This window comes from Haliea salexigens DSM 19537 (assembly GCF_000423125.1).
Lineage (GTDB): Bacteria > Pseudomonadota > Gammaproteobacteria > Pseudomonadales > Halieaceae > Haliea > Haliea salexigens.
On the sequence record NZ_AUHJ01000007.1, the window covers coordinates 147755 to 162835 of the forward strand.

Annotated in this window: 16 protein-coding genes; 9 read left to right on the forward strand and 7 right to left on the reverse strand. The window is 62.1% G+C overall.

Translation table 11 applies throughout. The annotated features are described in order from the left end of the window. Position 1: 1 nt before the first annotated feature. The 5 genes from G533_RS0109875 to G533_RS0109895 form a co-directional block, all read right to left on the reverse strand. The gene (locus tag G533_RS0109875) at positions 2-487 is read right to left on the reverse strand and encodes a glutathione peroxidase (protein ID WP_027949814.1); all 486 of its coding nucleotides are present in this window, start codon (positions 485-487) and stop codon (positions 2-4) included. Between the two features lie 86 nt (positions 488-573). Further along, a complete protein-coding gene (locus G533_RS0109880; protein ID WP_027949815.1) occupies positions 574-1755 on the reverse strand; it encodes an acyl-CoA desaturase in 1182 nt (393 codons plus the stop codon). 69 nt (positions 1756-1824) lie between these two features. Next, positions 1825-2652, reverse strand: a complete 828-nt coding sequence (locus tag G533_RS23490) for an endonuclease/exonuclease/phosphatase family protein (protein ID WP_051230175.1) — start codon at positions 2650-2652, stop codon at positions 1825-1827. A 99-nt stretch (positions 2653-2751) separates the two neighbouring features. Beyond that, on the reverse strand, positions 2752-4095 hold the full coding sequence (locus tag G533_RS0109890) for a glutamine synthetase family protein (RefSeq protein WP_027949816.1): 1344 nt from the start codon (positions 4093-4095) through the stop codon (positions 2752-2754). A 101-nt stretch (positions 4096-4196) separates the two neighbouring features. Continuing rightward, entirely contained in the window at positions 4197-5045 is an 849-nt protein-coding gene (locus G533_RS0109895; protein ID WP_027949817.1) for a helix-turn-helix transcriptional regulator, read from the reverse strand. A gap of 141 nt (positions 5046-5186) precedes the next feature. On the opposite strand from G533_RS0109895, the gene G533_RS0109900 reads away from it, so the two are divergent. Then, positions 5187-6242, forward strand: coding sequence for an AraC family transcriptional regulator (locus G533_RS0109900; protein ID WP_144079843.1), 1056 nt, complete (start codon positions 5187-5189; stop codon positions 6240-6242). 4 nt (positions 6243-6246) lie between these two features. On the opposite strand, the gene G533_RS0109905 is transcribed toward G533_RS0109900, so the two are convergent. Continuing rightward, the gene (locus tag G533_RS0109905; RefSeq protein ID WP_051230176.1) at positions 6247-6864 is read right to left on the reverse strand and encodes a transglycosylase SLT domain-containing protein; all 618 of its coding nucleotides are present in this window, start codon (positions 6862-6864) and stop codon (positions 6247-6249) included. Beyond that, positions 6864-8576, reverse strand: a complete 1713-nt coding sequence (locus G533_RS0109910) for a proline--tRNA ligase (RefSeq protein WP_027949820.1) — start codon at positions 8574-8576, stop codon at positions 6864-6866. Before G533_RS0109910 ends, G533_RS0109905 begins: the two co-directional genes overlap by 1 nt. Positions 8577-8884: 308 nt before the next feature. Between G533_RS0109910 and G533_RS0109915 the strand changes: the two genes are divergently transcribed. The 8 genes from G533_RS0109915 (at position 8885) to tolQ (ending at position 15074) form a co-directional block, all read left to right on the forward strand. Further along, positions 8885-9319, forward strand: a complete 435-nt coding sequence (locus tag G533_RS0109915; protein WP_027949821.1) for an HU family DNA-binding protein — start codon at positions 8885-8887, stop codon at positions 9317-9319. A gap of 192 nt (positions 9320-9511) precedes the next feature. Next, positions 9512-9814 (forward strand): FmdB family zinc ribbon protein, encoded by a 303-nt coding sequence (locus G533_RS0109920; protein ID WP_027949822.1) that lies wholly within the window; start codon positions 9512-9514, stop codon positions 9812-9814. Positions 9815-9859: 45 nt separating this feature from the next. Continuing rightward, on the forward strand, positions 9860-11638 hold the full coding sequence (gene aspS / locus G533_RS0109925) for an aspartate--tRNA ligase (protein ID WP_027949823.1): 1779 nt from the start codon (positions 9860-9862) through the stop codon (positions 11636-11638). Positions 11639-11731: 93 nt separating this feature from the next. After that, a complete protein-coding gene (ruvC, locus tag G533_RS0109930) occupies positions 11732-12250 on the forward strand; it encodes a crossover junction endodeoxyribonuclease RuvC (RefSeq protein ID WP_027949824.1) in 519 nt (172 codons plus the stop codon). 15 nt (positions 12251-12265) lie between these two features. Then, positions 12266-12880, forward strand: a complete 615-nt coding sequence (gene ruvA / locus G533_RS0109935; RefSeq protein WP_027949825.1) for a Holliday junction branch migration protein RuvA — start codon at positions 12266-12268, stop codon at positions 12878-12880. Then, positions 12880-13938 carry a Holliday junction branch migration DNA helicase RuvB gene (gene ruvB / locus G533_RS0109940; protein ID WP_027949826.1) on the forward strand — a complete coding sequence of 353 codons (1059 nt, stop codon included), beginning with the start codon at positions 12880-12882 and terminating at the stop codon, positions 13936-13938. Before ruvA ends, ruvB begins: the two co-directional genes overlap by 1 nt. Next, on the forward strand, positions 13935-14348 hold the full coding sequence (gene ybgC, locus G533_RS0109945; RefSeq protein WP_027949827.1) for a tol-pal system-associated acyl-CoA thioesterase: 414 nt from the start codon (positions 13935-13937) through the stop codon (positions 14346-14348). The genes ruvB and ybgC overlap by 4 nt, the downstream gene beginning before the upstream one ends. A gap of 15 nt (positions 14349-14363) precedes the next feature. Then, positions 14364-15074, forward strand: coding sequence for a protein TolQ (gene tolQ / locus G533_RS0109950; RefSeq protein WP_027949828.1), 711 nt, complete (start codon positions 14364-14366; stop codon positions 15072-15074). The last annotated feature ends 7 nt before the right edge of the window (positions 15075-15081 follow it).

Below are 15081 nucleotides of genomic sequence, written 5' to 3' on the forward strand. Positions count from 1 at the left end.
CTCAGGGCAGCAGGGTTTCGATGTCGCGGGCGATGTCCTCCGGGCGGGTGGTGGGTGCATAGCGCTTGACCACCTTGCCCTCGGTGTCGATGAGGAATTTGGTGAAGTTCCACTTGATGCCCTGGGAGCCGAGTGCGCCGGGTGCCTGTTTTTTCAGGTGCTGGAACAGCGGGTCGGCTGTGGCGCCATTGACATCGACCTTGGCGAACATGGGGAAGCTGACACCATAGTTGACCTGGCAGAATTCCATGATTTCGTCGTTGCTGCCCGGGTCCTGTTTGCCGAACTGGTTACAGGGAAAGCCGAGAACGGTGAAGCCGCGTTCGCGATAGGTTTCAAAAAGCTTCTCCAGCCCCGCGAACTGAGGCGTGAAACCGCACTTGGACGCGGTGTTGACCACCAGCACTACCTTGCCGCGGTAGTCTTCCAGGGTGGCAGCCTTGCCACTGGGCATTGCGCAGGTGAAGTCATAAAGTGATTCGGTCATCGGGCGTCTCCTTGTCAGGGCGGGATGCAGCAGTGTAGCGCAGTCCCGCCGGTAGGGGCTTGTTACGCACCGCAGGGCGAGGGAGATCAGACGCCCGCTGGAGAAGGCATCTGCAACTGCTGCAACAGCATGCCCAGCCGCTTGCGCTGGTTCTTCAGGGCATACTCCAGCTCTCGCAGCCGGGAGCGCAGCGTGGCGTGTTCCCACTTGTCCAGCATCTGCAGGCGGCGCGCCTCCAGTGCGTCGCCGATGCCGGCGACCTTGCGCTCATAGCGCTCGGATTGCAGCGCCCGCCATTGGTTCACCGATTCGGTAAACAGCTGATATTCGCGCTCCAGCAGTTCGCGCAGTGTTTCGTCGCCCGCTTTTGCTTCCAGTTCCCGGCGCGCACGAGCAAACTGGGTGTCAAGCAGGGCGCGCTGGATGCGGAAGTCCGGTACCTTCACCAGGTTGTTGGCCAGGCCGAGGGTGGCACATAGCCGAATCATCCATTTGGTCGGATCCCACTGCCACCAGCGAATGCCGTTGCGGTAGTCGTTCTGAAAAATATGGTGGTAGTTGTGGTAGCCCTCACCGTAGGTGAGGAAAGCGAGGAAGCCGTTGTCCCGTGCACTGTTGGACTCGGTGTAAGGGCGGCTGCCCCAGAAATGCGCCAGCGAGTTAATGAAGAATGTGACATGGTGGTTGACTACCAGGCGCAACAGCCCGACCAGCAGGAGCGTGCCGATAACATCGCCCAGCGCCAGCCCGAGCAGCAGGGGCAGGCCCAGGTTCATGAAGGTGGTCACGGCCACATAGTGGCGGTGCTGCCACATGACGATGGGGTCACGCTCGAGGTCCCGAGCGTTGCTGAAGTCGTTCTCGCCGCTGGGGTAGTTGCGCAGCATCCAGCCCATATGGCTGAACCACAGGCCACGTCCCGCGGAGTAGGGGTCCTGCTCGTTGTCATCCACATGCCGGTGGTGCCGACGGTGGTCGGACGCCCAGATCAGGATGCTGTTCTGCAGCGCGCCCGCACCCCACAGGGCAAAAAACCAGCGCAGCGCAGGATGGGCTTCATACGCTTTGTGCGCCCACAGGCGGTGGTAACCACCGGTGATTGACAGGCCGTTCAGGTACAGGAATACCAGCGCCCAGACCCACTGGGCTGCGGAAAACCCCTGGTAAAAGCCCCACAGGGGAACCAGGATCAAGGCCAGTAGCGGGAAGCCAACGAAGATCACCGTGTTGACGGGAATCAAGGCGGGTTTAACAGCTTTCTCGGGCATGGAGTGCAGTGCTCAGGCAGATGAAAACAGGGAAAGGCATACTAGCTTGTCACGGTGAAAAAGTCTTGCTCATGGAAGCCGCAGTCTTACCAATAGCGGGTTGTGGTCTGAGCTGTCCACCGGTATCGCCACGGCGGATGCGGTTTGCAGGCCACGGACCAGAATATGATCCAGCACGTTGCCGAACACGGTGGTGCGCAGGTCCGGCATGAACGTGACCGGGCTCAGGTCGTGCTCCGCCATGAAGTCATCGAGCGCCGCGAGTCGGTTGCTGTTCCAGGTGTTGAGATCGCCCGCGATCAGCACGGGGCCCTTATGTCGGTTGATCAGTATGGATAGCGCGTGTAGCTGTTCTCGGTAGCGCTGCAGGCCAAAGCTGAAATTCACCGAGTGAATATTAATGGCCAGCAGCCGCTCATCCCGGCCCACCAGCGGATACTCTGTTACCGAAGTTGCCTTCGGTGTTTGCAACAGGGGCTCCACTGAGGAAAAGTCGCATTCAAGGCTCGGCGGGTAGCGGCTCAGCGTGAGTACGCCGGTCACATCGCTGGCGTTGCGGTAGCCGGGCGCGAAAGCCAGGAACTTGGCTTCGGGCACTCTGCCTGGGATAGCCGCTGATACCGACGCCTCCTGCAGAAAGGCGAGTTCTGCACCGGTGGCAAACAGCTGCAAATCTTCCGCCCAGCCGGGGTTGCCGGCTTTCTGTATGTTCCAGCTCACGATTTGTATGTCCGGGCCAAGCGGTACAGCCGCCTGCCGCTGCTGCGCACCCATCCCGGCCAGACAATCCGCCATGCCAACGGGTTCCGCAACGACAAGGCCGGCGTGACACAGCAGCCCGGCGGCCAGCAAGCGGGTTGCGGCACGACACAGTTGGCGGGCAAAAACGGTAATCATGGCATCAGTATACTGCGTTGCGGGAGGTAACGACTGGCAGGTGACGTCAGTAGGCGTCATAACGCTTTGGACCGCGGGCACCAGTGGAGGTTCCCCGGCTCAGGTGCGCTCTAGATAGGACTGGTATTCCAGCAGCGAAACACGGCGGCGGAATTCGGCTACTTCCTGTTCCTTGGTGAGGGTGAAAATGCGTTGCATTTCGCCACCGAGCGACGAGCGGATGAAGTCGGAGTTGCGGAACTGGTCCAGTGCCTCGTGCATATAACCCGGCAGCGAGCCATTCTTCTGTGCGTAGCCATCACCGCGGGTGGGGCTGCCCGGCGAGGCCTGCGTTTCGATGCCCTCCAGCATGGAAGCCAGAATGACAGCGAGCAGCAGGTAAGGGTTGGCGTCGGCGCCCGGCACCCGGTGTTCAAGGCGTCTTGCCGCGTGGGAGCCCGCGGGTACCCGCACGGCAACCGTGCGATTCTCATAACCCCAGCTGGGGTAGGTGGGTGCGTGGGTGCCCGGCTGGAAGCGACGGTAGCCGTTGTAGCCGGGTGAGAAAATGATCATCGAGTCACTCATGTGCTGCAGGCAGCCGGCAATCGCCTGGTGCAGCAGCGTCGAGCCCCTTTCCGTGCCGTCGTCAAAGACGTTTCTGCCCTGCGCGTCGAGCATGCTCACGTGGACGTGCATGCCGTTGCCCGCTTCGTCCTCGAAGGGCTTGGGCATGAAGCTGGCGACCAGTCCATGCTGGTGCGCAACACCCTTGATCAGGCGCTTCATCATCAGGATCTGTTTGGCGGCGAGTACCGGGCTGGGCACATGTTGCATATTGATTTCATACTGGGATGGCGCGGACTCCTTGACCACGCCGTCAAAGGGCAGGTCCTGCAGTTCGCAGGCGACGCGCAGGTCTTCCATCATCTGCTGGTGCTGATTCAGTACATCCAGCCCGTACATGTTGCCACCGACGGGCGAGCCACCGGCGGGTGACGGGCAAGTGTGCAGAGGTACCACGTTGTCCCAGCGCACCAGGCTGAATTCCAGTTCGGCGGCCACTACGGGCGTCCAGCCGGCTTCCTGGAAGCGCGATACCACCTGTTTGAGCACATGGCGCGGGTCGCCGAGGTAGGGCATGCCGTCGGCATCGAACATGGACAGCATGATTTGCCCGTGCTGTCCGCCGGGTGACCAGGGTGTCGGCAGCAGCGACCCCTCAACGGGGCGGCAGATGCCGTCGGCATCGCCGGAGGCAAACACCAGTTCCTCGACATCACGGCCCCAGATGTCGAGGCTCAGCGCGGTTTTGGGGAGTTTGAGCTCGCCGTCGAAGATTTTGCCGAGTTTATGCCTTGGTAGCCACTTGCCGCGCATGATGCCGTTACAGTCGGGCAACAGCGCTTCGACGGTGGTAATCTCCGGGTGGGCCCGCAGGAACCAGTCGGCTTCAAGGGACATTCGGACACCGCGACTCAATCGTGTAAAGCGGCACTATCGGCAAAGTCGCTCCGGGCTTCAATGCCCCACCCGGGGCAGGTCACGTACTTGCGTCCGCCCAATCATTGCGAGGGCGCCATGTAGATGCGCAAGGGATCGTCACCCGCGGCCTGGCCGAGGCAAGTGAGTGAATTGATAAACAGCGAAAACAGGTCGGTTTGCGAACTGACATCCAGCTTGCGGTAGATGCTTTTGCGGTGCCGGCGCACCGTCTCCAGCGCAATGCCCAGGCGGTCTGCGGAGGTATCCGTGCCGTAGCCGCGCAGCATCAGTTCGAGTACATCCTTTTCCCGCGGTGACAGCAGTGAGGCGCCGAAGGTGCGGAAGGCGAGGTCCACCTGGTGGTCGATGCCTGGCTGGATAAGGTGGGTGACCGCGAAATCGTCGTGTTCACTGTGGGACTTGATCAGCTCCGAAATCGGCTCTGCCAGCAGGTAGAGGGTTTCGTAGTCCTGTTCAGTGAATGCGCCGTGACGCGGCAGGCGCATCATGCACACGTTGATCACGTTGCTGCCGCGCAGACGCGAGAGGTAAATAGCCTCGTCCACGGTGCCCGTGTCGGCGTAGTAGTCGCGATAATACTGTGTTTCCCGCAATTTGCCCGCCGTGATGCGCGACAAGCGGTAGAACTTTGAGCGCGGCTGATTCATGGAGGTCTGGTAGAAGGGGTCCTCCCGGTAGGGCCCGTCGAGATACGTGTCTACCTGCGAGGCCAGTGCGTTGTCGGGTATCTCGTGGTAGAGCACCTGCGGCGGCAGGTCCTTGTGATAGAGCCAGACTTGCGGGTAGTCGAAGCTAACCTGACCCTGGATGGCGGCGATGAGTGCGGGGAAAAATGCATCGGTACCGAGTGCGGAAATCGCCTGCGAAAGATCGCGGTTCCACTTGCTCAATTGTGCTATGTCGGTCATCGCAGTGGGTTTGCCTGAGGCTGCGTATAGGAGCGCATAGTGGGCAGGCACGCGAAGCTTGTCAAATACCGCGGCGGCGCGCTTGGGTTTCACGGCGACCGCACCCTATACTTCGGGTTCCAGAATTGTGCGGAGTGTCGTGTGAGCAATCGCCCTGCGTCGGTCACGCCGAAGTTCCCGTCCGAAGTGGTACCCGCCCCAATGGTCATGAGCCTGTTCAGGACCATGCAACAGGCGGGCGTAGCGCAGGGGCGCCTGCTCATTGAAGCCGGGGTTCCCGTGGACCCGCTGAGGGCCGCGTCTCCGGCCGGCTGTATGACACCGCGGCAGTACAGCAGGCTGTGCACGGTGGTTTCGCGACAACTGGCGGACGAAACCTTCGGCGCCATGCCGGACGCCGTGACGCCGCCCGGTACGCTGCGCATGCTGGCCCTGGGCATGCTTGGCGGTGGTGCGCTGGGCACGGCCATGCAACGGGCCATTGAATTCAATGCCAGCTGTCGTGCGCGGGGCCGGCTGCCGCAGGAGAACCGCCTGTGGGTGCAGGACAGCGGCCGCCATGCCACGCTAGCGTATCTGGGCACGGGTGTACCGGCGCGCCATCAGCACCGTGTGTTGGCGGGGCTGGCCATCTGGCTGCGATTCTGTGGCTGGATGATCGGGCAGGAGATTGATGTCGTCAGCGCCAGTTGTGCCGGTCCGGCGCCGGCGCGTGACGACGCGCTGCGTCATTTCTTTCCCGGTCCGGTGCGGTTCGATGCCTCGTCCAATACTGTGACATTCAGCGTCAGGCACCTGGAGGCTCCGATCGTTCGTGACGAGTGTCAGCTCGCAGAATTCATGGCGCTGGCACCCTACCTGCTGTTGTACGCGCCCGAGGCCTGCCACGACAGCGTAGCCCGCCGTATCCGGGTGCTCATAGACAACGCCCCGGACGCCGCGCTGCCCAGCTTCACGGCGTTGACAGTGCACCTGAACATGTCGGCCCGTACCTTGCGCCGGCGCCTGGAGAGCGAGGGCACCTCGTACCAGAGAATAAAAGATACAGCCCGGCGTGACCGCGCCATCCGCCTGTTGCGCCAGTCGCATCTTTCCATATTTGACGTGGCCGAAGCGCTGGGATTCAGCGACCCCAGCGCATTTCACCGCTCATTCAAGAAGTGGACCGGACGACCACCGGGTGAGTTTCGCTGTTAGCGGCTTACCAGGGCAGAGGGGCTGTGCGCCAGCGCCGGGACCAGGCTTCGTACACTTTGTTGCTGTAGCGACGGCTGCCCAGGCTGCCGTTGTAGGCCGCCAGTGCGCGGTGCAGGTCACCCTTTTCCCGTTTCAGATAAAATTGCAGGATACGGCTACCGTACTCGAAGTTGGTGCGGTTCAGGGTGAGGTTGTCCTCCGCGCGGCCGATCTCGTTTTTCCAGAACGGCATCACCTGCATCATCCCCTGGGCACCTACCCGCGAAATGGCGAAGCGATCGAAGTGGCTTTCCACTTCGATAACCGCAAGCACCAGTTCGGGGGGCAGTGAGGCCCGCGTTGCCGCCGAGTGCACTTGGCGCAGAATAAGAAGGCGCTCTTCGGGGTCATTGATAAAGCGGGCCAGCCGCGCCGACATGTCGACCAGCCAGACCTCGGCATCGTAACGATCCTGAAAGCTGTGGGTACTGTTGATGGTCTCGTTGAGGAAGATGCGCAGGGCCTCGCGCTCTGCCGGGTCTTCCGGTTGCCCCTGGGCGTTGTGGCCAAGGGCGAGCGCAAGGATGAGGGCGAAAACCGCCGTCGCCAGCCCGCGAGCCCCGCCGGCGCACCGGCTCCGCATCAGCTGCGCAGGCGCTCGAGCACGCGCGGCAGCGCGTCGGCCAGCGGCAGCAGGGTGGCTTCCTCGTCGCGGCGACCCTTGTACTCCAGCTGCCCCTCGGCGAGGGTCCGGTCACCGATGACCAGGCGATGGGGGATACCGATCAGTTCCATGTCGGCGAACTTGACCCCCGGCCGTTCGTTGCGATCATCGAGCAGGACATCGACGCCCGCTGCGCGAAACTGCGTGTAGAGCGCTTCTGCGCATTCGGCCACCGCGGCGGACTTTTGCATGTTGAGGGGCACCAGAACCAGCTGGAAAGGGGCCATGGCGGCGGGCCAGATGATGCCGCGTTCGTCGTGGTTCTGTTCGATGGCCGCGGCGACTATGCGGCTCACGCCAATGCCGTAGCAGCCCATGCTCATGGTGGCGCTCTTGCCCTGCTCGTCCAGCACGGTAGCGTGCATGGCTTCGCTGTATTTGCGCCCCAGCTGAAAGATGTGACCGACTTCAATGCCGCGACGTATCAGCAAATGGCCCTTGCCGTCGGGGCTGGGGTCGCCCTCCACCACTTCGCGCAAGTCCTCAACCCGGCCCAGCGGGCAGTCCCGTTCCCAGTTCACGCCAGTCAGGTGCACGTCGTCGCGATTTGCGCCACAGCTGAAATCAGCGAGCTGCGCAGCGCTTTGGTCAACGATGGTCGGCAGTGACAGGCCAACCGGGCCGAGGGAGCCGAAGCCGGCGCCACAGGCAGCGCGCACCGCCTCCTCACTTGCCAGGGTTAGCGGGTTGCCCACGTCTGCGAGTTTTTCCGCCTTCACGCTGTTCAATGTGTGGTCGCCGCGCAGCACCAGGGCGACCAGCGAGCCGGGCTCGGTGCCCTGCACCACGAGTGTCTTGACGGTCGCCGTCGCCGGCACCCCAAGCAGGGCAGTGAGGTCTTCAATACTGCGCACGCCGGGTGTGGGGACCTCGCTCAGGGTGGCGCCGGGCGGATTCCGTTCACCACTGGGTGGCAGCGCTGTGGCCATCTCGATATTCGCCGCGTAGTCACTGCCATCACTGAAAGCGATGGCATCTTCGCCGGCGTTGGCCAGCACATGAAACTCGTGGGAGCCGCTGCCGCCAATGCTGCCGTTGTCGGCAATTACCGGCCGGAACTCAAGCCCCAGGCGGCTGAAGATGTTGCTGTAGGCCTGGTACATGGTCTGGTAGGTGGTTTCCAGCGAGGCCTGGTCGATGTGGAACGAATAGGCGTCCTTCATCAGGAATTCGCGCCCGCGCATGATGCCAAACCGCGGGCGGATCTCATCGCGCACCTTGGTCTGAATCTGGTACAGGTTCAGTGGCAGCTGTTTATAGCTTTTGACTTCGTTGCGGATCAGGTCCGTGATCACTTCTTCATGCGTTGGCCCGAGGCAGAAGTCGCGCTGGTGGCGGTCCTGTATACGCAACAGCTCCGGCCCGTACTGCTCCCAGCGGCCGGACTCCTGCCACAGCTCTGCTGGCTGCACCACCGGCATGCTCACCTCCAGCGCTCCGCTGGCATCCATTTCCTCGCGTACCACCTGCTCTACCTTGCGCAATACGCGCAGTCCCAGCGGTAGCCAGGTGTACAGCCCGGCAGCGAGTTTCCGTACGAGGCCCGCGCGCAGCATCAACTGGTGGCTGATGACCTCCGCATCGGCGGGCGTCTCTTTCTGGGTGCTGATCAGGTATTGGCTGGTGCGCATGCAAGGGTTCCAGGGCAGGGTTTACGAGCGGCTCAGTTTACGTCTGAAGGGCGCTGCGGTACAGCGCTCCCGGGGAGGTGCTTGCCGCGTCCGGGCGCCACTTTGCGCCCCCGGTGCGCCAAAACGGAGCAAAACGCAGTTAAAACAGCGTTTTTTTCGCTCTCGTGTCGCGAAAACCCTTGTATTGCAGCGTTTCATGGTTAATATCTTGCAGTAAGCCTGTTGGCAGCGGTGTTGTCGCGCGAGTGGCAGCAGTCAGTGTGGCTTGTACGCGGGTCCCTACTTAACAAAACGAAGGTTTAAAGACTATGGCGACGAAAAAAGCAGCAGCGAAAAAAGCACCTGCCAAGAAAGCGGCGGCCAAGAAAGTAGCCAGCAAGGCGGCACCGGCGAAGAAAGCCGCTGCACCTGCGAAGAAGGCTGCACCGCTGATCAAGGAAAAACTCACCAAAACCCAGATTGTGGCCTCCATCGCTGAGAGCACCACCCTGAGCAAGAAACAGGTGGGCGACGTGCTGGGCGAGCTGGAATCACTGATGGAGCGTAGCCTCAAGAAGCGCGCGGTAGGTGAATTCACCCTGCCGGGCCTGATGAAAATCACCACCGTGAAGAAGCCCGCCAGAAAGGCGCGCAAAGGCATCAACCCCTTCACGGGCGAGGAAACCACCTTCGCAGCCAAGCCGGCCAGCGTTGCGGTTAAAGTGCGCCCCCTGAAGAAAATGAAGGACTTCGCTGACAGCTGAGTACGGCCTGACTGCCCCGCCCCTGCACCGGGGGCGGGTCTCCGCTACTTCCGCCTCTGCACGCTCCGGTGCAGGGGCTCGTTTCCCTCCTTGTTTTACTCCGGCTTTTGCGGTATTGGCCTGCGCCCTGCCTTGGGGTAAAATCCGCGCCTCCATTTTTTGCGCCCTCTTTCCTACTGGTGAGTACACAAAATGCCAATATATGAGTACCAGTGTCAGGCCTGCGGCCATCTGCACGAGGCCCTGCGAAAAATCAGTGATGCGCCGCTGGTGGATTGCCCCGCCTGTGGCAAGGCGGAACTGCGTAAAAAAGTCTCTGCAGCCGGATTCCGCCTGAAAGGCGGCGGTTGGTATGAAACTGACTTCAAGACCGGCGGCAAGAAGAATCTGGTTGCCGGCGGCGACGACAAGAGCTCGGCGCCTGCCTCAACTGCCGCATCAGCGGACAGCGGCAGTGCCAGCGCGAAGGCCAGCGAGGCCAAGCCGGCCAGTTAGCTTCTCGGCCCCCGGGCCTCATTTGACACACACGGAAACGGAATTATGCGCAGTCACTATTGCGGCGCCCTGGGCACGGCCGACATTGATCAAACAGTTACGCTCTGCGGTTGGGTGGACAGGCGCCGCGACCACGGTGGCGTGATTTTTCTCGATATGCGCGATCGCGGCGGTATTGTGCAGGTGGTGTTCGACCCCGACACCGAAGAGCATTTTCGTGCGGCAGACCGTGTGCGCAGCGAGTATGTACTCTGCGTGAAAGGGCGCGTGCGTGCCCGGGCCGAGGCCACCGTGAACCCGGCTATGGCTACGGGTGCGATTGAGGTGTTGGGCAAGGAGCTGGAAATCCTCAACGCCGCAGCCACGCCACCATTCCAGCTGGATGAGCACACCCAGGTGGGAGAGGACGTTCGCCTGCAGTATCGCTATATGGACCTGCGTCGGCCCGAAATGCAGAACCGCCTGATCCTGCGCGCCAAAATTACCACGGCGGTGCGCAACTTTCTGGACGGCGAAGGCTTTCTGGACATTGAAACCCCGATCCTTACGCGCGCAACGCCGGAGGGTGCCCGCGACTACCTGGTTCCCAGCCGCACGCACCCCGGCCAGTTCTTTGCGCTGCCGCAGTCACCGCAGCTGTTCAAGCAATTGCTGATGGTCTCGGGATTTGATCGCTACTATCAGGTGGCCAAGTGTTTCCGCGACGAAGACCTGCGCGCCGACCGCCAGCCGGAATTTACCCAGATCGACATCGAAACTTCGTTCATGGACGAGGACGGTATCATGGCGATCACCGAGCGCATGGTGCGGCAGTTGTTTACATCGGTGCTGGCAGTAGATCTGGGGGAATTTCCGCGCATGTCCTGGGCCGAGGCGATGGAGCGTTTCGGTTCCGACAAGCCGGACCTGCGTATCGACCTGGAACTGGTGAGCATTGATGACCTCATGCAACAGGTCGATTTCAAGGTGTTCCGTGGCCCCGCCGATGACCCGGCGGGGCGCGTCGCCGCGCTGCGGGTGCCGGGTGGTGCGAGTATCAGTCGTAAAGAGATCGACGACTACACGCGTTTCGTGGGCATTTACGGTGCGCGCGGTCTCGCCTGGATCAAGGTCAACGACCTCGCCGCCGGTGTGGAAGGTTTGCAGTCGCCGATCCTGAAGTTCATGCCAGAGGCGGTGGTGGCAGAGCTCATGCAGCGCCTGCAGGCGGAAAATGGCGACATCATCTTCTTTGGCGCCGACAAGGCCTCGGTGGTGAATGAGTCCATCGGTGCCCTGCGCCTGAAAGTGGCTCAGGATCAGGGCCTGGTGAGCGAAGGCTGGGCGCCACTCTGGGTGGTCGATTTCCCCATGTTCGAAGAGAATGGTGCCGGCGCGCTCACGCCGCTGCATCACCCGTTCACCGCGCCCTCCTGTTCGCCGGAAGCACTGGCGGCCGACCCGGCAGCAGCGCTTTCCCGCGCCTATGACATGGTGCTCAACGGCACCGAGCTTGGCGGTGGCAGTGTGCGTATTCACCAACGCGACATGCAGCAGGCCGTGTTCCGCATTCTCGGTATCAGTGACGAGGAAGCGGAAGAGAAGTTCGGCTTCCTGTTGCAGGCGCTGCAATACGGCGCCCCTCCGCATGGCGGGTTGGCGTTCGGCCTCGACCGGCTGGTTATGTTGATGACCGGCGCGCAGTCCATTCGCGATGTCATTGCGTTCCCGAAAACCCAGACCGCGCACTGCGCACTCACAGATGCCCCCGGCGATGTCAACGAGGCGCAACTGAAAGAGCTCAATATCCGCCTGCGGCAGGCGCGCGTGGCGGGCACTGACTGAGTGCCGGGGCACCTTGTGCGCTGGTTGGAACCGGGTTCATAATACTGTAAATTTATACAGACTCTGGTTTCAACGCAGCGCTCGGAGCACACTATGGCGGTCATCCTCGGGATTGACCCCGGGTCCCGCAAGACGGGCTTTGGTATCATCAATCACGTTTCCGGGCGCAGTGAATACATCACCAGCGGCGTGATTCGCCTGCCGGCGGGTGAGCTGGCCGAGCGCCTGCGCATTATCTACCACAGTGTTACTGAGCTGGTGCAGCTGCACTGTCCTGCACAGCTCGCCATCGAGCAGGTGTTCATGGCCAAAAGCGCCGGCTCGGCGCTGAAGCTCGGGCAGGCGCGCGGCGCGGCGATTGTCGCCTGTGTTGCCCATGATCTCGCGGTCGCCGAGTACTCAGCGCGACAGATCAAGCAGGCGGTGGTGGGCACCGGCGCGGCCGATAAAGCCCAGGTGCAGCACATGGTGAAAGTCTTGTTGAAGCTTCCCGCCAACCCCCAGGAAGATGCCGCCGATGCCCTGGCGGCCGCTCTGTGTCACGCGCACAGTCAACAAAGTATGATACACATTGCCGGCGCCACCGCGGTGCGCCGGCGCCGCATGCGCTAGGAGGCAACCGCAGGAATGATTGGCAGGATTCGTGGCACTCTGGTCTACAAGCAGCCCCCGGACATTCTGGTGGACGTAGGTGGTGTCGGCTACGACATCCAGGTGCCGATGAGCACCCTGTTCCAGTTACCCGAGGTCGGCGCTGACGTGACCCTGCTGACACATTTTGTGGTGCGGGAAGACGCACAGCTTCTGTATGGTTTTATCGATGAGCGCGACCGCGCGCTGTTCCGGCAACTGGTCAAAGTGAGCGGCGTCGGTCCCAAGCTGGCACTGACGATTCTCTCCGGTATGGATGCGGTCGCCTTTGCCCGCTGCGTCGAGCGCGATGATCTGTCGGCGCTGGTCGCGCTGCCCGGTGTAGGCAAGAAAACCGCCGAACGCCTGCTGGTTGAAATGCGCGACAAGCTCAAGCCCTGGCTGGGCCAATGGGCGGGAGCGGATGCCGGGCAGCCCGCGGCCGCCTGGTCGCCTGCCAGCAGCCGCGTGGCAGATGCCGAGGGCGCCTTGATTGCGCTTGGCTACAAGCCAGCTGAGGCCGCGCGCATGGTCGCCGCGGTGGATGACGACGAGGCGGCAGACAGTGAGGTGCTTATCCGTCGCGCCCTGAAAGCCGTGGTGCAGCGCTGATGATCGAGACCGACCGTTTGCTGGCTCCGCAGGTGACAGGGGACCGTGAGGAAGCTCTGGACCGCGCCATCCGCCCGAAAACGCTGGCGGAGTACGTTGGTCAGCCCGCCGTGCGCGACCAGATGGCTATTTTTCTGCAGGCGGCGCGCGGGCGCGGCGAGCCGCTGGATCACACACTGGTCTTCGGCCCGCCCGGGCTGGGTAAAACCACGTTGGCCAGTATCATCGCCAATGAAATGGGTGTGTCACTGAAGACGACCTCGGGGCCGGTGCTGGAAAAGGCAGGGGACATCGCGGCGTTGATGACCAACCTGGAGCCGGGCGATGTCTTGTTCATCGACGAGATTCACCGGCTCAGCCCCGTGGTCGAGGAAATCCTCTACCCCGCGATGGAGGACTACCAGCTCGACATCATGATCGGGGAGGGCCCCGCGGCGCGTTCCATCAAGCTCGACCTGCCGCCGTTCACGCTGGTGGGTGCCACCACGCGGGCGGGGTTGTTGACCTCACCCCTGCGGGATCGTTTCGGCATTGTGCAGCGCCTGGAGTTCTATCAGGTCGAGGACCTCGCACAGATTGTGGCGCGGTCTGCGGCCATCCTGGGTATCGGCATGGACAGTCACGGTGCGCTGGAGATTGCGCGCCGGGCGCGGGGTACGCCACGTATAGCCAACCGGCTGTTGCGCCGGGTGCGCGACTACGCCGAAGTGAAGGCCGACGGCCACATCACCGCCGAGGTGGCGGATCACGCCCTGGACATGTTGAGCGTCGATCACCGCGGTTTCGATCACCAGGATCGCCGCCTGTTGCTGGCCATGATTGAGAAATTCGACGGTGGTCCGGTGGGGGTCGACAGCCTGGCAGCCGCCATTTCCGAGGAGCGGGGCACCATCGAGGATGTACTTGAGCCCTACCTGATCCAGCAGGGCTACATGGTGCGCACGCCGCGTGGGCGCATGGTCACGCGCAGTGCCTACCTGCACTTTGGCCTGCCGGCCGCCAGCCACCCGGATTCGGCACAATTACCATTGGCGCCCGAACAGGACAACAGCGCGTGAGCACAGCGGAATTTTCGATTAAGCTGCGCGTCTACATAGAAGACACCGACGCCGGTGGCATTGTCTACTATGTCAATTACCTGAAATTCATGGAGCGCGCCCGGACAGAGTTCATGCGCAGTCTCGGCTTTGGCAAGGATTACATTTTCAATCACGACCTGATGTTCGTGGTGCACGAGGTGAGCGTTCGCTACCACCGGCCGGCACGCCTGGACGATGAACTGCAGGTCAAGGTGCAGCTGCAGGCGGTGCGTGGCGCCACCATGATCCTGCAGCAGGATGTGTGTCGCGACGGTGAACTGCTGGCGTCCGCCGGAGTCACGCTTGCCTGTGTCGGCCGCAGTTCACTGCAGCCGCAGCGTTTGCCACGCACCATGCTGGATACCCTGCGCCAGGCGCAGGTTCACTGAGGGGGAGCCCGACACTTGGAAGCGCAATTAAGTATTGTCCACCTGATTATGGAAGCCGGTGTCACCGTGAAACTGGTGATGCTGACGCTCCTGCTGGCGTCCATGGCCTCCTGGTACATGATCGTTCAGCGCTTTATCTATTTCCGCAATAGCCGCGAGGACATGTACGACTTCGAAGAGCGCTTCTGGTCGGGCATAGATCTCTCCCAGCTTTACCGGGAAGGCAACGAGCGCGCCGACAGCGGCACGCTCATTGTCGGCATGGAGAGCATCTTCCGCGCCGGGTTCAAGGAGTTCTCACGGCTGGCCAAGCAGTCCGAAATGGACTCAGAGGCGGTTATCGAGGGCTCCCGCCGCGCCATGCGCGTAGCCATGCTGCGTGAGGAAGAGCGGTTGGAGAAACACCTGTCGTTCCTGGCTTCCGTGGGCTCCACCAGTCCTTACATCGGTCTGTTCGGCACGGTGTGGGGGATCATGAATTCATTCCGCGGCCTGGCCAACGCCACCCAGGCAACCCTGGCCACGGTTGCCCCCGGGATCTCGGAGGCACTGATCGCAACGGCCATGGGTTTGTTTGCCGCCATCCCCGCCGTGCTGGCGTATAACCGGTTTTCCAACCGCATGGACAATTTCCTGAATCGCTACGACACGTTTGTGGATGAGTTTTCCAGCATCCTCTACCGGCAGGCCTATGCGCTGCGCTCGCGCGACCGGAAAGCCGGATAACCGCCGC